The sequence below is a fragment of the Vibrio sp. ED002 genome, from assembly GCF_023277445.1.
In the GTDB taxonomy this organism is placed as follows: domain Bacteria; phylum Pseudomonadota; class Gammaproteobacteria; order Enterobacterales; family Vibrionaceae; genus Vibrio; species Vibrio jasicida.
Map to the genome: position 1 here is coordinate 443,162 of NZ_CP080239.1, position 19,919 is coordinate 463,080.

Annotated in this window: 17 protein-coding genes; 6 read left to right on the forward strand and 11 right to left on the reverse strand. The window is 44.6% G+C overall.

Annotated features, from left to right (window positions below):
- Window positions 1-84 precede the first annotated feature (84 nt).
- Window positions 85-1,437, forward strand: a complete 1,353-nt coding sequence (gene yegD, locus ITG12_RS18770; RefSeq protein WP_038877141.1) for a molecular chaperone — start codon at window positions 85-87, stop codon at window positions 1,435-1,437.
- 229 nt (window positions 1,438-1,666) lie between these two features.
- Here the strand turns inward: yegD and ITG12_RS18775 are convergent, their stop codons facing one another.
- The gene (locus ITG12_RS18775; protein WP_038877139.1) at window positions 1,667-2,143 is read right to left on the reverse strand and encodes a copper chaperone PCu(A)C; all 477 of its coding nucleotides are present in this window, start codon (window positions 2,141-2,143) and stop codon (window positions 1,667-1,669) included.
- An 85-nt stretch (window positions 2,144-2,228) separates the two neighbouring features.
- On the reverse strand, window positions 2,229-2,690 hold the full coding sequence (locus tag ITG12_RS18780; RefSeq protein WP_038877137.1) for a hypothetical protein: 462 nt from the start codon (window positions 2,688-2,690) through the stop codon (window positions 2,229-2,231).
- Window positions 2,691-3,065: 375 nt separating this feature from the next.
- Between ITG12_RS18780 and ITG12_RS18785 the strand changes: the two genes are divergently transcribed.
- Window positions 3,066-4,106 carry a hypothetical protein gene (locus tag ITG12_RS18785; RefSeq protein ID WP_038877135.1) on the forward strand — a complete coding sequence of 347 codons (1,041 nt, stop codon included), beginning with the start codon at window positions 3,066-3,068 and terminating at the stop codon, window positions 4,104-4,106.
- Between the two features lie 65 nt (window positions 4,107-4,171).
- Here ITG12_RS18785 and ITG12_RS18790 read toward each other — a convergent pair whose 3' ends face one another.
- The 3 genes from ITG12_RS18790 to ITG12_RS18800 all read right to left on the reverse strand — a co-directional run bounded on the left by ITG12_RS18790 (window position 4,172) and on the right by ITG12_RS18800 (window position 6,225).
- Complete coding sequence (locus tag ITG12_RS18790) at window positions 4,172-4,468, reverse strand: hypothetical protein (RefSeq protein ID WP_038877133.1); 297 nt, start codon at window positions 4,466-4,468, stop codon at window positions 4,172-4,174.
- 117 nt (window positions 4,469-4,585) lie between these two features.
- Complete coding sequence (locus ITG12_RS18795; RefSeq protein WP_038877131.1) at window positions 4,586-4,921, reverse strand: hypothetical protein; 336 nt, start codon at window positions 4,919-4,921, stop codon at window positions 4,586-4,588.
- A gap of 122 nt (window positions 4,922-5,043) precedes the next feature.
- Complete coding sequence (locus ITG12_RS18800; protein ID WP_248874722.1) at window positions 5,044-6,225, reverse strand: DUF5666 domain-containing protein; 1,182 nt, start codon at window positions 6,223-6,225, stop codon at window positions 5,044-5,046.
- A gap of 89 nt (window positions 6,226-6,314) precedes the next feature.
- Here ITG12_RS18800 and ITG12_RS18805 point away from each other — a divergent pair, with 89 nt between their 5' ends.
- From ITG12_RS18805 to ITG12_RS18820, 4 genes are all read left to right on the forward strand, one after another.
- Window positions 6,315-6,983 (forward strand): response regulator transcription factor, encoded by a 669-nt coding sequence (locus ITG12_RS18805; RefSeq protein WP_038873507.1) that lies wholly within the window; start codon window positions 6,315-6,317, stop codon window positions 6,981-6,983.
- A complete protein-coding gene (locus ITG12_RS18810) occupies window positions 6,955-8,196 on the forward strand; it encodes a HAMP domain-containing sensor histidine kinase (RefSeq protein WP_038877127.1) in 1,242 nt (413 codons plus the stop codon). The genes ITG12_RS18805 and ITG12_RS18810 overlap by 29 nt, the downstream gene beginning before the upstream one ends.
- A gap of 156 nt (window positions 8,197-8,352) precedes the next feature.
- A complete protein-coding gene (locus tag ITG12_RS18815) occupies window positions 8,353-9,282 on the forward strand; it encodes an SRPBCC family protein (RefSeq protein ID WP_038877126.1) in 930 nt (309 codons plus the stop codon).
- 138 nt (window positions 9,283-9,420) lie between these two features.
- Entirely contained in the window at window positions 9,421-10,710 is a 1,290-nt protein-coding gene (locus ITG12_RS18820; RefSeq protein WP_038873495.1) for an alkaline phosphatase, read from the forward strand.
- Between the two features lie 82 nt (window positions 10,711-10,792).
- Here ITG12_RS18820 and ITG12_RS18825 read toward each other — a convergent pair whose 3' ends face one another.
- From ITG12_RS18825 to ITG12_RS18850, 6 genes are all read right to left on the reverse strand, one after another.
- Window positions 10,793-11,236 (reverse strand): hypothetical protein, encoded by a 444-nt coding sequence (locus ITG12_RS18825; protein WP_039974230.1) that lies wholly within the window; start codon window positions 11,234-11,236, stop codon window positions 10,793-10,795.
- 12 nt (window positions 11,237-11,248) lie between these two features.
- Window positions 11,249-13,027: a S8 family peptidase gene (locus ITG12_RS18830; protein WP_102387562.1), complete on the reverse strand. Its 1,779-nt coding sequence runs from the start codon at window positions 13,025-13,027 to the stop codon at window positions 11,249-11,251.
- A 256-nt stretch (window positions 13,028-13,283) separates the two neighbouring features.
- Complete coding sequence (locus ITG12_RS18835; protein WP_038873503.1) at window positions 13,284-13,619, reverse strand: hypothetical protein; 336 nt, start codon at window positions 13,617-13,619, stop codon at window positions 13,284-13,286.
- A 9-nt stretch (window positions 13,620-13,628) separates the two neighbouring features.
- Window positions 13,629-15,404 carry a tetratricopeptide repeat-containing diguanylate cyclase gene (locus ITG12_RS18840; protein ID WP_248874724.1) on the reverse strand — a complete coding sequence of 592 codons (1,776 nt, stop codon included), beginning with the start codon at window positions 15,402-15,404 and terminating at the stop codon, window positions 13,629-13,631.
- Between the two features lie 782 nt (window positions 15,405-16,186).
- The gene (locus tag ITG12_RS18845; protein WP_038878136.1) at window positions 16,187-17,443 is read right to left on the reverse strand and encodes an aromatic amino acid transport family protein; all 1,257 of its coding nucleotides are present in this window, start codon (window positions 17,441-17,443) and stop codon (window positions 16,187-16,189) included.
- A 220-nt stretch (window positions 17,444-17,663) separates the two neighbouring features.
- Window positions 17,664-19,880 carry an EAL domain-containing protein gene (locus ITG12_RS18850; RefSeq protein ID WP_038878133.1) on the reverse strand — a complete coding sequence of 739 codons (2,217 nt, stop codon included), beginning with the start codon at window positions 19,878-19,880 and terminating at the stop codon, window positions 17,664-17,666.
- Window positions 19,881-19,919: the final 39 nt, after the last annotated feature.

Below are 19,919 nucleotides of genomic sequence, written 5' to 3' on the forward strand. Positions count from 1 at the left end.
CAAGATTCAATTCAAGTTGTTGCGCTAGAATTTCCACGACTGTTGAGGTAGGATTGCCGACCTTTTTTGTCAGTGGGAGGACTTATGTACATCGGTTTTGACTATGGCACCGCAAACTGTTCGGTGGCGAAAATGGAACAAGGTGAGCCTCAGTTGCTTAATCTTGAGGGGAGTAGCCCTTACATTCCTTCCACCCTTGCGTCACCAACGCGTGAATCGGTGTCTGAACACCTATTTCGTCATCGTAATATCAAGCCTTTTGATAAAGTGGGTGAGCAAGTTCTGCGTCGCGCTATAAACTTCAACCGCGAAGAGAGCATTGAACTTGAGCCTGAAGATATGGCGTTTGGACAAGCAGCGCTGAATCGTTACTTAGAAGATCCTCGCGATATTTACTATGTGAAGTCACCGAAGTCTTTCTTAGGTGCATCTGGCCTGCGTGACGTTCAGTTAAGTTTCTTTGAAGATCTAGTGTGCGCCATGATGGACAACATCAAGTCGCAAGCTGAGAGCGATGCGCAGCAAATCATTACTGATGCGGTGATTGGTCGTCCTATCAATTTCCACGGACGTGGAGGAGAAACGGCGAACATCCAAGCAGAAGGTATTCTCTTAAGAGCAGCAAAACGTGCTGGCTTCCAAAATGTTGAGTTTCAATTTGAGCCTGTTGCCGCGGGTCTGGAATATGAAGCGACGCTAACGGAAGATAAAACCATTCTGGTGGTCGATATTGGCGGTGGTACGACAGACTGTTCTTTGATTCAAATGGGACCATCTTGGCGTGGTAAAGCGGATCGCACAGCAAGTCTGTTGGCGCACAGTGGCCAGCGTGTCGGTGGTAACGATTTGGATATTGCATTGGCGTTCAAACAACTGATGTTCCCATTTGGTATGGAGAGCAAGATGGAGTCGGGCATCGTTATGCCAACCACACAGTTCTGGAACCCAATTGCGATCAACAACGTAGAAGCGCAGAGTGACTTTTATTCTCGTGAGAACCTTTCGGCGTTGAAACTTCTGCACAAGCAAGCGCAAGAGCCACAAAAGCTTGCTCGCTTGTTAGAGGTTTACCATGAGTCTCTGGGTTATAACATTGTCCGTCGTGCGGAAGAGGCGAAAGTCGCGCTTTCTGAACAAGCGTCTTACCATGCGGGCATTAACTTGTTGTCTGAGTTGATTGAAGTCGATGTTCAACGTGATGAGATGATTGAAGCGATTGAATCACCGAAGAATAAGATGACAGCGTTAGTAACAGAAGCGGTAGAGCAAGCGGGCGTAAAACCGGATGCAATCTTTATGACCGGCGGCTCGGCACGTTCACCTATTTTGCGTGATGCAGTGCAGACAGTATTGCCAAATATTCCGGTGGTGAGTGGTAACTACTTTGGTTCGGTAACCGCAGGTCTAGCGCGCTGGGCAGAGGTTTGCTTTAAGTAAGACTGAGTTAGCTGTTAATAGATTCCTGATCTCGCCTAGGCTCGTCGCAGTGACGAAGGGTGATGTGTTGAGCACTAAGCCACTCAAACTTTGATAGAAGACTAAATGGGGTCACTCCCTAGAGCGGGGCACGAGCGAGTAGGGAATCTCTCAAGTACACATAATTAAAGTCTTAAGTACCAAAAGCAAAAGAGCCCGCTGAAGTCGCGGGCTCTTTTCGTTTAAGCGATTAATGGTGGTGCGTGTGCTTTTCCATGTGGTCTTTTTTCTCAACCGCCATTTCTACTTCCACTTTACCTGCTTTTTTGAACGTCAAAGTCACAGGGAAACGGTCGCCTTCTTTTAGCGTTTGGGTTGGGTTGAAGATCATGAGATGGAAGCTGCCTGGCTTGAATTCCACTTTCTGCTGAGGCTCTACCACGACTTCATCAATCTTAATCATCTTCATCATGCCGTCTTCTTTGGTGTGAGTATGAATCTCTACACGGTCAGCAATCGGTGTTGAAGCTGCAATCAGCGCGTCATCAGCATCATCTAGGTTACTTAGCTGGAAGAAACCGCCAATTACTGGCGCATTTGGTGGTGCTTCACGACTCCAAGGATGATCGATGTGAATCTTGCCTGCTTCGTATTCGTGAGCGAGACTCAGTGGGCTCGCTAATAGAGCAATAAGAGCGAAGGCTGTGGTTTTCATTGTTTTAAGCATTAGTGTTTTCCTTTTGAAATTTTGCTTCTCCGAATCGTTTGTTCGATCGGATTAATTGTTATTGTTGTGCGCCACATGCAGAGCATTAGGCAAGGAAAGCACGAGGTGGTGATTGTTTTGGTGCGACGTGTTTATACACTTGTCGACCACATAGGGCGAAGTCGTAGGATATTAATGTGTGCTTGCGGCGTCGCAGCCAAAAGATGGTGGCAAGAAAGAGCCCTAACGCAACGGAGATAAAGAATTGAGCGGCTTGCAATAACGGACATTTAAATTGGATGCTGTCGTGCAGATTGAGATCTTGAATGAAGTCTGAGTTGGGAAGTGCATTCGCTTGAATTAACTCGTTAACATCGACCCATTTAAAGCCATCTGCAGTACACAGTAGCACCTTCTCATCTTGTACTTGGTTGAGCCAGTTTTCACCGTGAATTTGCGTAGGGTTGAGCGCGACGGTGGATGTCAGGTACAACTGAAACAGCACTGCGATGATTATCGCTACTGCGCTTACAGTTGGTTTTCCTGATTGTATTTTGACTGTTTCCATACGACGCGATACTTCATTGTTTCGGCGCGGGATACTAACAAATGAGCGTTAAATTGTAACTGGTAGTTTATAAAAAGGTGATGTGAGTGTGTTTTATTTGTTTTGTGGATTATTGTTCTAAAGATAAATATCTAAAATTGCGTTGCTCACAGCACAGCTTAACCTGTTGGCTTGCTGAATGGTGCGGATTTGATTGGTGATTTTACGTGCTAAAATCGCGCTTATTCGATTCAAAGTGACTATCTATTCTTCACTTGTTTTCCATTAACGGAATTATGACAGTAATTTAATAAAGGATACGGTATTCTCCGCACCTTTGTAGTTGCCTGAAGCGCCCGTCATATAAGGGTTGCGGAATCTTAAGAAATTTCTCCAATGAAATACGAACAACAGATCGGATATCGATATCCTAAAGGTCGCTTTGCGATGGTGAGCGTGTATGCGTTTACTGGTGCAGCGATTTTAGCATCGACTATTTTCTCTCTTTTACTGTTTTTGTCGATTGATGAAAACCCAATGATGCAGGCGCTATTTGGCGGTTTGGCCATCATATTTGAAGCGGGTAAATTTTACGCTTGGTATGAATACGGTGAGCGTCGTGCCCATCGCAACTACGCAGGTGCCTTAACGGCATTGGTGTTTTATTTGGTTCTCGCTGCCATTTCTATTGGTGGCAGTATTGGTGGTATCAACAGTGCGACCAACAGTGCACAAAGCCATATCTCGGTAGAGCAGGCAAAAGTTGAAGCCTACAACCGTCAGATTGCATCAATCGATAAACAGATTGAACTGAACAACATGGCGGCGCAAAAGTACATCGAAATGGAGCGTATCGCGACAGGTGTCTCTCGTATTCAAGAGCAAAACAAGAAATTGCGTGAAGAACAGCAACGCCTAGCGACGGAACGCGACAGCTTACCGCCAGTAGCGCAAGGTTCGGTGATCGGCTTGATTGACAGCTTGGCGAAAGCATTCGGTACTACATCGTCTCAAGCGCAGCTGAGTTTGGTGGTCTTCTTATCAATCTTGTTGGACTTCTTCGCAGCGTTTTTCGTTGGATTGATTGGTGAAGAGAACCGCTTCCGTCATTACTTCCGCAGAAACGATGGTATTACGCTAGCGAACGTTCGTGATATTGAACTCGAACCGGCGGGTTACTTACCTCATATTAAAGAGGAAGAACAACCTGAAATGTCTGTGCCAATTGAGCCAGAAGAACCAAAGACGTTATTAGAACAAGTGAGTGATGCGCTAAAAGGGCATCAAGTGACATGTACTAAGAAAGCCGTCGCGAAGCAGTTCCGACTTTCAGCAGAAGAAGTTGATAAAGTATTTGAAGAATTGGCTGAGCTTGGTTTAGTCGGTAAGAAAGCGAATCACCATTACCATTGGATTGGTCAAGCTGAAGCGGCTTAAGCATTTCGAGCGAAAAACAAAAGAGCGTCCATCTGGGCGCTCTTTTTGTACGCGGAAACACAGCATTAATCCGTGATGATTTTCTTGGTTGTGTTCTTAAGAGGTTTCTTTTCTTTTTCTGGCATTGCAGCATCAACTGCTTTACCTGCAATCCCCTCATCTGGCAGAGCGTCTTTGCCCGCTTCTACGGTGGTATCTTTCAACGCTTCTTTTGGGGTACAACGACCACCAACACCAACAACCGCTTTGGTTGCCGTTGCTTTCGCGGCTTTTTCAGCATCACAGTCGGGGTCCATTACGCCTGCATAGCTGGCTGTAGAAACAAACAAGAAAAGAAGGAGGGCCAGATTACGTATTTTCATTCCAGTTACCGTATTTATGTAAACATGCATTAAGTGTAACTGAGGGATTCTGATTTGCAGGAAAAGAAAAGTGCCGCCAAAGCGACACTTGTGGGTTTCTGTTGTAATTTCGGAAGTTTAGTCGTTCGCGAGCTCAATTTCTCTTGCGATATTTTGATCACCTACAACCACACCATCAACCTCAATCGTTGCACCATCTAGGTTGGCTTCCTGTACTCCTTCGAGTTGAGTATTGCTATCAATCACGACGGTTTTGGTTTGAAATTCAGGCCCATGCTCGTTTTGGCAAGCAAGAACAAACGTTCGGGAGTCTGCGTTATAGCTGTTTACTAAACCGGCGCACTCAAAAGATTCAACTCGCTCTGGTGTTGCATCAGCCTTTGTTGCAGCAAAACTGCTTGCTGAAGCACAAGCGCTGAAAATCATCATTAGAGGCAGTGTTATTTTACGCATTATTAATCCCTCATTTGGTCATACGTATCTGTTGTAAAGAGGATAGAAGAAAAGTCGATACGGGAGGAAAAGAAGCATCAAATTGTGATGCTTCTTAAATATTTGCTTGTATTTACATTACGTTAGTCGTCGTGACTTTCTGCTTCTACTTCACGTGCTACGTTTTGGTTGTTGATGATCACACCTTCAATTTCGACTTTAGTGCCGTTTAGATTGTGCTTTTCTAAGCCTTCAAAGCGAGTTTGAGCGTCAATCACAACGGTGTTGTTGGACATGACTTGGTCTGCATCATTTTCACAGCGTGAAACTTGGAACGTTTCCGTGTTTACGTTGTAGTTTGTTACCACACCTTCACATTCAAACTCTTTACCTTGCCAGTTACTGTCGTGGTCACCATCAAAATCTGGGCCGTCGATCTCGACTTCGGTCGCCGTGCGAACGCCATTTTTCATTACAGACGTTACTTCAACTTCTTGGCCTTGTTTCAAGTCGGTTTTAGTCCCGTCTTCAAAGCGGGTCGCGTTATCGACAACGAAGTTACCACGGTAGTTTAGTGAGAATTGGCTGTAGTCATTAGCGACCCAAGTAACAATGCCTTCTACGTCGTTATCACCGATCAAGCTGTCGTAGTTTTCGACTTCAACTTCTGTAGCCATGAAAACATCGCCTTGCATCGTACCTTCGGCTTCTACCCATTCGCCAACGCTCAAACCATCAACTCGGTCATAAGAGACTGTGACGTTCGCACCTAGTTTGAATGTACCGTTATTGGTGTCAATGCTTGAGATACGACCTTCAATTTCATCAGGACCGTTGTAATCGAAATCAAACTTAACGACGGATAGCACTTTGTAGCCCGCATCAGCGGTTGGTAGTGAAGACACCATAACCCAGTCGCCTTGGTCGATTTCATCACTTAAACCTTCAAAATGAAGTTCAACACCGTTTACCGTGAACGTTTTGTTTATGTGGTCAATCGCGGTCACCGTGCCAGTCATGGTCGGTTCTAGCGTAACAACAACCGGTTCCTCTGTTGATTTTTCTGTTCCAGAACCCACTTGAACCATCATGTTTGGCTGAACGGCGCCAAGGTTGGTTTCTTTTGAACCATACATGACTTCAGAAACGCGGTAGGTGTAGCCATTTACTGTAATGGTGCTTTTCGCTTCGTTTACGGACTCAACCGTACCAATCGCTGAGCTTGGTTTTGCTGCCGGTTGAGGTGAAGAGCTGCCACCGTCACCAGAACCACCACAACCCGATAATGCCATGCCCACTGCGGCTACAAGCGCTAATTTTTTCATGATTTATACCTGTTTTTGAAAGCTTATTTATGAATTTGGTTGTATCTTATGATGCGTATCGTGAAGTGTTCGTGAAGAAACGTGAGCCTATGAAAATATTAATTGTCGATGATAATCACAATGTTTCAGAAACTATTGCCGATTATCTGGAATTGGAAGGGATGACGATAGATTGCGCTTATCATGGAGAGGCCGCGCTAAATTTAATTCAAGAAAATCATTATGATGTGATCATTATGGACATCATGATGCCGAAACTTGATGGCATCAGTACCGTCCATAAACTGCGTCAAGAGTATCTATGTGGTACGCCGATATTATTTTTAACCGCCAAAGATACGTTAGACGACAAAGTTGCCGCGTTTCAAGCTGGGGGTGACGACTATTTGATGAAGCCATTTGCAATGCAAGAGTTGAGTTTACGTGTGCATGCACTGGCAAATCGAGGCCCGAGACAAGATGTTGGCACGCTCAAATTTGCCGACATTAGTTTGGATGTGCGTACCGACCAAGTCACAAGAATGGGTAAAGCACTCAAACTGAGTCGTATTCAAACTAAGATCTTAAAACTGTTATTAAAGCGGGCTCCGGCATCGGTATCTCGAACCGAAGTTATTGAGGATGTCTGGGGGGATGAACCTCCGGGCAGTGATGCGTTGCGTAGTCATATTTACGGGCTAAGAACTGCACTTGACAAAGGGTTTGATGATTCTAGATTAGAGACCATTCATGGACAAGGTTACCGACTTAAAGCATAAAGATTACCCAAGCATTTATCGCAAAATTCGTTGGGGTTTTGGCCTTATGACGTTTGCGATGTTTACGTTGTTTTGGTCATTAATTTATGTGGCAGAGAACAAACTGGAAGTGTTGAGCTTGCATCACTGGCTCGATACTGAAGTGGTTCTATACAAAGAGAATTACAAAAAGCAGGGTTGGGATGCCCCTTTGCCAAACGTGATGGAGTTTGATTCCTACTGGAGCAAAGCTCCGACACCTGATTGGTTGCTGTCGTTTAAGTTTCCAGGCTTCTATGAATACCTATTAGGTGAAGAGGATAAGCACTTTGTTGTCTTCGAGCACCCATCTGGTGAAGGATTGATGTACATCGTCTTTCAAGATGATTCCGATGATTATCTGGATGAGTACGAAAGCTCGTTGCATCAGTTTACTTTTTTCTTGGGTGGCTTGTTTTCCATCATCATGGTTGGCTACGGTGTTTACATGGTGCGAATTCTTTCTCGTCCACTGGCTAAAATTGAAGGCAAAATCGGCTGTATGCCGCCGGACCAACCCGCGTTTGAAGTCGATACTAAGTTCAGTGAAACCCGACATATTGAGCAAACTTTGCTGGACAGTAAAAACAACATCGCAGGTTACTTCCGACGAGAGCAAGAGTTTAGCCGATTTGCATCACACGAACTTCGAACGCCCATCATGGTAATAAAAGGCTCTGCAGATATTTTAAGCCGAGTGCCAGATCAACCACGCGTCGCGCAAAAAGCCATTGCGCGTCTTCAACTGGCCAGTGAAGAAATGCGGGTTCTAACGGAAGCTTTCTTACTGTTAGGGAAAGAGAATGTTGAGCCGCAGCACTACGGCGACCATGAATTGATTATTTGCCTCAATCAACAGCTAGAAGAGCTTGCTCCTCTGTTTGCTAAACAAGGTGCAGAGTACCAGTTAAGTGAAAAAGACAGTGGTGTGGTGCATGCGCCTGAGAGTTTTATCACCATTGTGATCAATAACCTGATTAAGAATGCATTCAGCTACAGCGTTGGTGACATCGAGATTGAACTGAATAGCACTCAATTGGTGGTTGTGAATCGCCATGATGGTAATGAGACCTACAATGCCGGTTATGGCTGTGGGCTTGTGATTGTGCAACGCATCTGTGAGCGCATGAGTTGGCCGTTTGAATTAGAGGATGATGGTGTAAGGTTTACGGCCAAAATCGACTTTGTTTCCTGATTGAGCACTTCGATTAGGGGAGTGCTTCGAACGGTGTGAATAACGAAAAGCCAGAGATTTCACTCTGGTTTTTTGTACCTAACTGCCAGTGAAAAAAGAAAAAACACTGATATGAATTAGACTCTAGGGAGTGGAAGGGAAACTCAAGGAGCGACTATGCTTTCGTACCACGTAAGTAAGAGCGTTGAAATCGAAAAGACGCAAAGCGAGATTATCGATTACCTCAAAGATTTTAAGAATTGGCCGGAATGGTCTCCTTGGCTTATTTTAGAGCCGGATTGCGAGCTAACTTACAGCAATGAGCAGGGGCTGGTCGGTTCCGGCTATCAGTGGAACGGGAAGCGTGTTGGTACTGGGGCTATGGTCTTAGAGAGCACACAAGAACATCGTTTAGATATGGAATTGCACTTTTTCCGCCCTTTTAAAAGTCATGCGAAAGTGACGTTAATCGTCACGCCATCAGAGAAAGGATCTGTGGTGGAATGGCAGATGCAATCAAGCGTGCCGTGGTTTTTATTCTTCTTGAAAGGCATGTTTAAAAGCATGATTGAGATGGACTATGAACGTGGGCTGCGCATGCTGAAGCGCCAATTAGAGACCGGAACTGTCTTATCTGAATTGGTTGAAGTCGGTAGTCGTCAGCAAAATGAAATTAACTACATTGGCTTAACGGGTTCCGGCATGATGAATGATCTGGGACCAATCATGCAAGATCACATTGAACGATTATTTGACCTCGTAGAAAAAGAGAAGCTACCTGTGACCGGGGAGCTCTTTTGCTATTACTTATCCATGGACATGAAGCGTGGATACTTTGAATTTATTACCTGTTTACCAGTTAAAGCTGGCGTTGCCGCGATGAGGGATTTTGTTGCGGGAACCATTCCTGCCAGTGACACCTTTGTTGTGGAGCATAAAGGTGAATATTGGTTTCTGGGTAATGCGTGGTCAATGGCGATGAGTGTGACTCGGCATGATGGTGTTAAAGTGAAAAACAAACCTTTAGGTATTGAACGCTACTTAAACAGTCCGCATGATACTGAGCAGGCTGAGCTGCGCACTGAGGTTATCTTATTTAAGAAATGATGTGCGTTGTAAAACTATGAACTAACGCCATGTTTCATCCTAACTGCATGATAGTATTCGTTAATGCTTTAACATTAGAACGATACTCAAGTTGATGAGTGCCATATTGGCATCATCGCATTATGTCATGGATGAGATATGAAACTGAAAACCCCTCTAATAACTGCCTGCTTATTTGCCAGTCCTGTCTTTGCCAGTGAGGCGCCTAAAAACATCATCTATATGATTGGTGATGGGATGGGACCTGCCTTTACCTCTGCCTACCGTTATTATCATGATGACCCAGCCACAAAAGAGATTGAGCCGACGGTGTTTGACTCGATCTTAGTTGGTATGGCAAAGACGTATCCTGATGACGTCACCTATGTTACTGACAGTGCAGCAAGCGCGACGGCACTGAGCAGTGGCATTAAGAGTTATAACGGTGCTGTGGCGGTTGATGTCGATAAAAAGCCAGTTAAAACCATGCTTGAGATGGCAAAAGAGCAGGGGATGACGACTGGATTAGTAGCAACGTCACAAATTAATCACGCCACGCCAGCGAGCTTTGCAGCTCACAATGAATCTCGTCGAAACTATGATGAGATTGCCAATGACTACATTGATAACAAAGTCGATGATCAGTTACCTGTTGATTTATTACTTGGTGGCGGTGTGCGTTATTTTGAACGTGAAGATCGCAATTTGGTTGAAGAATTTAAACAGCAAGGTTACCAGTACATTACCGATTTCAAAGACCTTCCTGCATTGCAAACTTTACCTGCGTTAGGCCTGTTCGCAGATAAGGCATTTCCATTTGCGCTTGATGAGAATCCCACTCGTCTAGAGGAAATGACCAACAAAGCTCTCTCACTGCTGCAACGTCGAGATAACGGTTTTTTCGTTATGATTGAAGGCAGTCAAATTGATTGGTGTGGCCACGCGAACGACATTGCGTGCGCGATGGCAGAAATGGATGACTTTGCCAAATCGATTGAATTGGCGAAAGCTTATGTCGATGCGCATCCAGACACTTTGTTGGTGGTGACGGCTGACCACTCCACAGGCGGTTTAACTATCGGTGCAAATGGACAATACCAATGGGATACAGAGGCGATTAAAGGAGTTCATCAAACTGCATGGCCCTTAGCGATGTCATTAGCGCAGTCTCACGATATGATCAAAACATGGAATGCTTCTGTGGATTGGGAATTGTCGAAAGAGCAAGGTAGACAACTCGCTTATGCGAAATTAAGTGAAGAACCAGCGAAAGCGCTTTATAAAGAAGTGAAAGACATCATCAACAAGAAGAGTTTTACTGGTTGGACGACGAAGGGCCATACCGCTGTTGATGTTCAAGTGTTCGCTTACGGGAAAGGGGCTGATAAGTTTGTGGGCTCACAGAACAATACCGATATTGCCAAGAAGTTGATCGGGTTTATTCAATAAATTAGATTGAAGCTGATTAGTAAAGAAAATGCCTCAGCGATTGCTGAGGCATTTTTATCAGCCAACTTCTCTTGCTAGAGCATTATTGTGCACGGTATTTACCGCTGTTTAGTTCAATTTTAGACGCTTTTACGCGACTGTCCGCATTTAGGTAATCACTGATGCCAAGAAGATCTTGGCCTTCTGATGCTTTAAACACCGCGGATTCACCTTGTGCGAAGACAACTTCAAGTTTCAGCTCCTTTGCTACAGCCTTTGCATCCGTAGGACTTTTTACTGTTACAAAGATAAGGCCTGTGGCTTTAGATACGTTACTAAACGCGTTCTTAAACACCTCATCACCTGCATGCAGTTCAGCGGCTTCAGATAAGTTATCGACTGATAGCTTACGGTAGTCTTGGCCGTTAACTTCTAACGCGTCAGAAGCGACGAATAGCTCAGGAGTTGGTTGCTCTGCCAATTGCTGTGCACTTGCAGTTGCCGCCATTGTTGAAAGAGCCAGAATAGAAAAAGTCATAAATTTCATGTGATTGACTCCTTAGTGACCGAAGATGCGCATAGACCAGTTTTTGATAACCCCTGGTTGTGCGTTGTTTGCCATCGGTACATCATAGATAGCAGAAGAGTTGAAATATGCAATGAATGAGAATACTTCATCACCGTTGGTATCGATCGCGCGTAGCGTCCATTCGCCTTTCGCATTCTCACCGTAGAACTGGTTCGACAGCATTAGTTGGTTTTCATAACCTGCCACTGTTGGATCAAGTGATTGACCAACAAGGCCGTTGCGAGGCGTTTGTAGAACAGAACGCGTACCTGATGGAGAAATTAGTTCAATTGCCAAATCTGGTAGGCGTGAGTGTTCCAGCGTTAGCTTAACTTGAACAGACTCAACCGTTAAGTCTTCAGTGATCGCAATAGCAGAAGAGCCGCCTGTTAAGCTTGCATCTGGAACGCTCACTTCAGTTGCATTGTTTGCCCATGGCGTAATGACTTGTGCAGGTAGAACGTTGTTTGTCATACGTGCACGCTTCATTGCTTCATCTAGGTTAACGGCACCAAAACCATAGAAGGAATGGAAATCAACGCCCGCTGCGTTTTTCTGCCATGGTGAAATAGCTTCATAACTGACAACTTCACCTTGGTTGTTGACAAATTCAAGTGCAACACCTGAGTGATCTTTGTCCGTGACACTTGCTGTTTCTGCAAGAAGAGCACGAACATCACGAGCTGATAACGCGTGGTTTGTCGACATGATTGCGGCAATCGCACCAGAGGTGTTTGGAGCAGCAGAAGACGTACCATTCATCGTGCTGGTGTAGTTACAGTTTGGATCTTGCTCTGTACCGCCATGCAAGCCATTAATACCCAAATCTGCGCTGGTGTTTTGACCTTCTTCACAGCCCATTAAGTCCGTTGTTACCATTGCTGGAAAGTCTTGGCCGTATTCACCCGCTGGTGCAGCAACCCAAACGTTTGTACCTACAGACGAGTAACTTGCACGTGTACCATCGGCACGTAATGCACTAGTGACTAGGTTGTAGTAACTTGCGTTGTCATAAGACTGCTGTGAGTTGTGCATTGGTAAGCCTTTGTTACCACCACCGGCGAAGAAATCGCCTGGAAGAACGAAGAATCGGCCAGTATTGAAGTAACGATAACCGTTACCTGCAGACTTAACGAAGACTGCTCCACGGCCCCATGCGTTACTTTCACTCACATCTTTCATGACATCCATTTCGAGTTTGAACTGAGGATCGTTCTCGTCGAATGGAATAGGGGTAAGTGGGCTAAAGCCATAACTTTGGTTGAATACGCGCACGTCGCTGGTAGACGCGTCTGCACCGTGAGAAATTAACCAACCTTCAAGTGTTTGGTTAGCGAGCCAGTTAAAGCCCATCAAAGAAGAGCGAGAAGCGACACCGCGAACGCCTTCACCGTTATTACCGACAGCACTGATCAAACCGGCAACGGCAGTACCGTGACCATTTGCATCGACTGGGTAGTCGGCTGGGAATGAAGAGTCTTCAACAAAGTTTCTGCTGCCTGTGACTACGTTACCTGCAAGGTCTGGGTGGTCGATTTGAACACCAGAATCGATAACGGCAACTTTCACCCCAACGCCAGCAATACCCATTGCTTGTGTCAGGTTGGTGTTTAAATCGTTACCAGCAACCGCAGGATTGGCCGCGAACGCCGTTTGTCCTGTGTTGTTTAAGTGCCATTGCTCTGAATAGAGCGGATCGTATGCCGAGACGGCAGGAGAAATACCTACTGCCAACATCGCGGCGAATAGGCGATTAATGCGTGTTTCCATTTGTGACCTCATTGTCTTTGTTTGGAATTTTTGTCCCTGTTCGATACTCCTTTAAACAGGTCTAAACAAAGCTAGCGGTTAACTAAGGAGACGAAAACTGTTTACATCTTATTTACGTTCATTTTTCGACGCACGACATTATCTTGACGTTAACTGCTTGAAGTCACTTGGAATTCTGGATATTTGACTGGAAGATAGGGTGTTTAAAAAGCAGGAAAACTAGAGTAATTTCCTGCTTTTTATGGAATGAGGTGATTTATATGGCAGGTTGTATGGTTGCCTCAGGTTCTGTAGGGGCTTGTTCTTTACGAGACAGCAGACCGTCAACTACCTTTTCAACATAAAACTTCTTAAATTCTTTATCGCACCATTTCTTGTTCAAACCGCGACGGTTGAATTCAGCACCGATTGCTACTCGAGTTTGATTTGTGGCGCGATTGTAGTAGAGCGTTTCGCATAATTGCATGTTACTCATTTGCTGAGCGTACACATTAACACTGCTACTTCGCATTCCAAGTTGGGAAGCTTGTTGGTTACTGCATGCAGCCAAAAAGAAAGGGGCAAATGCAGCAAGAATCCATATTTTTTTCATTGTGCTTTTCTATGACGTCGAGTGAATTTTGTGCTGGTTACGACCAGCTTGTTTGGCATCATACAGAGCTTGGTCCGCGGCAAAGAACCACTTATCCCACTCTTGTTTGATCGATTGAGCGCTTAACTCGTTGACCGCGCCGAGAGAGATTGTGGCGCTTAGCGACTGTGAGTCAACCTCTAGATTGTTGTTTTCTACTGCAAGTCTCAAACGGTTGAGTGTTTTTGCACAGTCGTCGACGTGACGGATTTCGAACAATAATACAAACTCTTCACCACCCCAACGAACTAAAAGATCACCAGAGCGTGTCGCCTCATCCAAAATAGTGGCGACATGTATCAGCATCTTATCGCCTAAGTCGTGCCCGTATTGGTCATTGAACGATTTGAAGTGGTCGATATCAATGACCGCTAAGGCAAACTTTCTATCTGGACTGCGACGAGCCATATTTTCCAACCAGCTAGGAAGGTAGCGGCGGTTATGGACTTTAGTTAGCGGGTCTGTTGTGTTCTGTTGCGCCAACTCTTCGTTGATCTTATTCATCTGGCGGATGTAACGGAACAACCAAAAACCGATAGCCGCAACGACACAAAAATAGAAGATTTCACGATAGCGTTGAGATTCAAGCTCAGACGCTTGCAACGCATTTTTTGCTTCTAGTAAGGTCAGCTCTTTTTGCGCTAACTTTGCCTCAAGATCGAGCTTGATGTTAATCATTTCTTCACCATGGACATGGCTAGAAAAGTTGCGCTCCAAACTGCGTAACTGACCTAAGTAATCAAATGCAGCTTCAAACTTCTTCAACTCTTGATTCGCTCGAACCATGACTAGAAGAAGGTCCATTTTTTGTTTAGTTTCAGCGCTAGCCGATTCATTTAAGCTATCGAGTGCCAACTTCGCATTTAAGATTGCTTGATCAAACTGATTGTCTGCGAGGTACGCTTCGGCATACGCCTCATAACAAGCGGCTTTGATACTTTTATGATTCTGAGGGTTAGGTAAGGCTAAGCAGGCTTCTGCTAGCTCTAATGATTCATCTATCTTACCAAGCGTACTCAAAAGCTGAGATAGGTTGGAAACAGAATTATGTTTGATTCTTACTGAGCCGGTTTCCATCGACAGTTTCGCTGCTTGTTCGAAATAGTGTTCAGACTCAAGGTACTCTTCCATTCCAAAATAAACCACGCTCATGTTAGCGTACATGATCGCCAGGAAAAGGCTGTTGTCGTAATGATTATCGCTGTTTAAATACCCATCAATCGCTTGATCTAAGTAGGTTTTCGCTCGCTTCCAATCGGACAGTTCCATGTAAAGAGAAGCGATATTATTGAGCGTCATCGCGATTTGGATTTCAAACTCAGAGTGTTCAAGCAGATCGTAAGCAGTACGGTAGTGTCTTAGGCCTGTTTGCACTTGAGCGCGTTGGACTTCGGCATTACCTAACCAGCGATAGGCGCGGCCCTGCAAAGAGTCATAACCGATCTCACGCGCGGTGTTGATGACTTCGTGTAATAGAAGTTCGCCTTGCCACACTTCGTCTGCTTCTACCAATTCTACGGCTTGGTTGAGTTTGGCTTCTGCAATAACCCACGGCAGCTTGTGCTTTTTACCAAACTCCACAAGGTTGGGAAGTTTCGGTAAAGGAACCCCTTCATAGCGTTCTAGATAGATACGGGCAAAGTAATACAGTGCTTGAGATTCTGGCGAAGCATTAGGTGGCAGCGACAGATCGCTAGATTTAATTGAACGAGGTTTACCAATGGAGTCGAAGTAGAACTCCAGCATTGGATAATCTGCGCGAGCAAGATGTTGCTTTAGGTAGCTTTCCTTTTTGGGCGCGTCAGCGGCTAGGCTGGGTAGTGAGCAAAGCACTCCAAATATAATAGGAAAAAGGAATCGCAGCGTTTTTAACGGTAAAGGCATCAGACTGTTGATAGAAAAGCTGACTCTTATAATGAAACACGTAACAAGTTTATCATCTCTTAATCGCGATTAGCCATAGATTTAGCGGTTTTATTCTGCTTATTATTCTCTTCACCAAGCCAATGAAACTAGGCATATGGTCAAGGTTAACGTTTAAAAAGTTCAGCTTTGTCGTAGAGGAGGAAGGTAGAGTCTGTCTGCGGTTATTTATATAAGAAGGGTCGGAGGGCTGGTGGGGATATTTTCGCTGACCGATTCAAAAATAAAGACGCCGTTTGATGATAGTTCAATCTTAAAAAATCGTTCGATCTCTAAAAGTTCACATGACTGTAATAAAAATTTAATCTTTGTATGAGTTGTGGAAAAATGCTTTTTTCGACATAGTGTTAGTAAGCCAAGAGAAAAAGGCTTGTTTTCACTAAAAAGGAGATTGCCTATGCACAATGAAATGATTCAACCTTCCCACTTTGGTATCATCGGTCGTACTTGCATCGCGTCTGTACTAATGATCGTAGGTGTTTTCACATTCATGTAATGAGAAAGTCTCTTTCTATTACCGAATAAGAAAACCATAGCAAAATTCAGGGAATTACCTTAATAAAAAATAAGGTATTCCCCTGAAAATAAAAGCCACGTCTCTTTTCTTAACTCAACAAGCTAAAAACCAACGCACTTACTGCAATAATCCCCGTCAATAGGACAAAGTACGTCGATACTTTTCCACGATACTGCTTTAACGCTTTCACTTTGTACACCGACAACATCGGCATAATGAACAAGATCATCGCGATAACCGGTCCAGAGAGCGCCTCCATCATACCCAAAATGCTTGGGTTCATGATTGCCGCAATCCAAATAGACACGAATAGCACCACAACGCTGATGTGATCAACACGGCGTTTCGGCATATCTGAATGCTTAGTGATCAAACCATTCAAGCTTTCACGCGCACCAAGGAAGTGACCAAGGAAAGAGGAGGTAATCGCGACAAATGCTACAAGTGGGCCAAGCGTTGCAATGAATGGATTGTCTGTTGCATTTGCTAAGTAAGACAGTACTGATACGTTTTGCGATTTCGCCTCTGCCAGTTGCTCTGGAGAAAGCGCCAAGACACAAGAAAACACAAACAAAAGAACAAACGCAATCAGCATGACGCTTGTACGACGCAGAATCAGCTCTGATTTACTATCGGCCGCATCACCATAATGACGACGTTGAACATTTGCAAAAGTGGAAATTGCTGCCGCGTGGCTGAAAGAGAAGATCACAACCGGAATCGCTAACCACATTGTGCTTGCGAAGGACGACATTCCCGGCGCATCCATCACTGGCATGCTCCAGTTCGGCATCAGATAAAATGAAAGAAACGCCAGAATCGCAACCAATGGGTAAACCATGATAGCAAACGCACGTAGCATCACTTTTTCACCCGCCATCATGATAGCAATTAAGCTGAACACCAATACGCCGGACAGTAGGGCACGCGGTAATGGCTCCATACCCGCTTGGTTGACCATGAAGCTGTCAACGGTGTTGGTAATACCTACGCCATAGATAAGTAGAATCGGGAAGATCGAAAGGAAATACAAGAGAGAGATAGAGCGTCCCGCTTTTGTGCCAAAGTGCTCTTCAACCACATCGGTAAAATCTGCGTTTTTCACTTTTGATGACAGCACAAATCGTGCTAGGCCACGGTGTGCCAAATAAGTCATTGGGTAGGCGAGTACCGCCATGACGACAAGTGGCCAAAAACCGCCAATACCTAAGTTAATCGGTAAGAATAAAATACCCGCACCCACGGCAGTACCAAACAGACTTAGTACCCAATGGGTATCATGTTTAGTCCAAGCGTTTGTTGTGTTTAATTCACTAAAATTTAATGTATCTCGAGATTCTTTCACTTAAAACTCGCCTTTATAAAAATAATAATCGCGCGGATGTTAACTGTTTTAGTGATTGTTATCACATGGAGGTGATGGTGAATCATGCTAGTGAAGAGGCAAAGGTGTAAACTATCGAACCATGTAAAATTGGAAAAAGCGATATATAGTTTCAGTTTGGTGTTTATAAATTGAAATTATATCGCGAAATATTACGATTTTATGGTTTTAGATGTTGCGGTTAAGCTTTGTTCGATAACATTGTAAGGTGTTCCGAAAGCGGCAGTGGTCTTGCGACCCCAAACCCTTGAGCAAACTGGATATTTAGCGCTTTCAGTGTGTCGATATGATCTTCTGATTCGACAAACTCGGCAACCGTGACTAACTGCATGCTGCTGGCGACTTGGCTGATGGCTTGGACGATTATTCTGTCATTTTCACTGTCGACAATGTTTTTCACGAATGAGCCGTCCACCTTCAGCACGTCAAGGGGAAGGCGACGCAAATAATCGAAGCTCGCATAACCGGTGCCAAAATCATCCAGTGCGATGGTGGAACCTGCTTCCCGAAGTCTGTTTAAGTTTTGAATTGCAATTGGTTCGTTACGAAGTGCATCCGACTCAGTGATTTCAAAACACAGTTTATTCATCGGGATCTGGTGTAGCTCCGCTTCGGTTTGAATGTCTTCCGCTAAACCCTGTGAATTCAGCGCTTTGGCGGTCAGATTGATGGCACATCGTCCGATCGAGTCCCAATCTTTAATATGGTTTTTTAGCGCTTTGAAAGTGTGTTCGATTACCCATTTGTCTAGCTCTCTTTCTAAACCGAACTCATTGATTAAAGGGAAAAACTCAGCCGGAGACATAAGCTCTCCCTGTTTAGGTTTAAGGCGCAGCAAAATCTCAAAGTGGGCATTTTGAGCGTTATCCGATAGCGCTCGATAAGGCTGACAATAGAGCTCAAATTCGTTTTCGCGAAAGCACTGTTGAATGAAGCTCAACTGGTTAAGTGTCTTATTTTCTTCTTGATTGTGTGTTACCCAGTTCACGCATGCGGTGTCGCGACCTTGTTGCTCGCACAGTTTGGAGATCAAAGGATCAAGATTGTGGTTTCCGTCGATGGAAGCACACTGGATGGTACGTTTTACAAGGCTTACCGCGCTGTCGTCGAAGTAAAAATAAAAACGGTCTAACAGCCCAATGAGTTTGTTTAACTCTGCTTCCATGTTTGGCAAGCGTGGTGCAAAACAAAGTAAACCGCTAGCGAATGGCGGCAGATAAGCTCGAGTTAGGTGGTCAGTCTTATACGCGAGGTATTGGCTAAGTTGTTTCATTAACTGTGCTCGACCTTGGTGTCCTAATCCATGAAGTTTAGATAAGGTTGGTTCAAGATCGATGTAGATCAATGTCGCGTGAGTTTGCGTTGCGACATCTTCTTTTAATTGCGCGAGATTGTATAAGCCCGTGAAGCTATCGATGCGTTCTTTTCGAATCGCATTACGTGTTGTGACATAGTTCTTTATTGTATGAGCACCAAGCATAAAAGTGAGCATGGTCAGTACAAACAAAACCAGCAGCATCGCATAAACTTGTTCACGAGATATAAAGCCAAGATTGTATCGACTGATGATGTTTTCCACGCATACCAGCAATGTTGTTGCACCAATCAACATGGGGCGCAGTAAACCTAATTTGCCTAACCCCATGCCTACTAGGCACAGTAACATCAAACTGAGCGTATTAAGTGTCAGCGGGTTTTGTGTGGATATGCTAGCGACCAAAAATAGCGCACATACCATCAACCATAAGCGATAGTGGAATGGATCAGAGTAGGCCGCCATCATTGCACGATCGAGCTTAATATACGGTGCATTTTCTCCATCAAGGACATAGCTTAAACCAAGGCTCAACAGAGGAGTTAGTACCATTTGTGTCAAAATGGCGCTCAAAACAGAGTAAGCGATAAACTCAAAAGAGAGATTTGTCACGTCACTTAAAAAGGCACTAATCAGCATGAGTAGAGCAGTGTTTGCAATAGGATAGAGAATGCCGATTACTACCGCATAATAACTGAGCTTTAAGGTGAAGTTATACGCCGCAACGCGTTTTAATGCGGATCGGTAGAGGTGACAAAACAACAGCGGCAATGCGGGTAGCAACACAGAAAATAGCAAAGCCATTTCCCACGGACGTTTGGAAAAGCACCCATAGTAGAAAAGTAACCCAGCAATGATTGTTGGCAATACGCGCCAACTGTATCGGAGTATGACTGTTACAACGAAAGCGGCCGTAAAAGAGAGTACGTGGACACGATCTTGCGCTATCACGTAAAAGTTGGAGAGGCTATAGCTTACTTGTATTGCGCAAAATATTAGGATTTGAATGCCTAAAAACTGCCACCACTTTTTATTTTTATAATCGAGCAACAGGGGTGATTGCTCGAATCCAGACATCGACATTATTTAACTCTAATTTTGACAGCGTAATGGAAGTCTCCG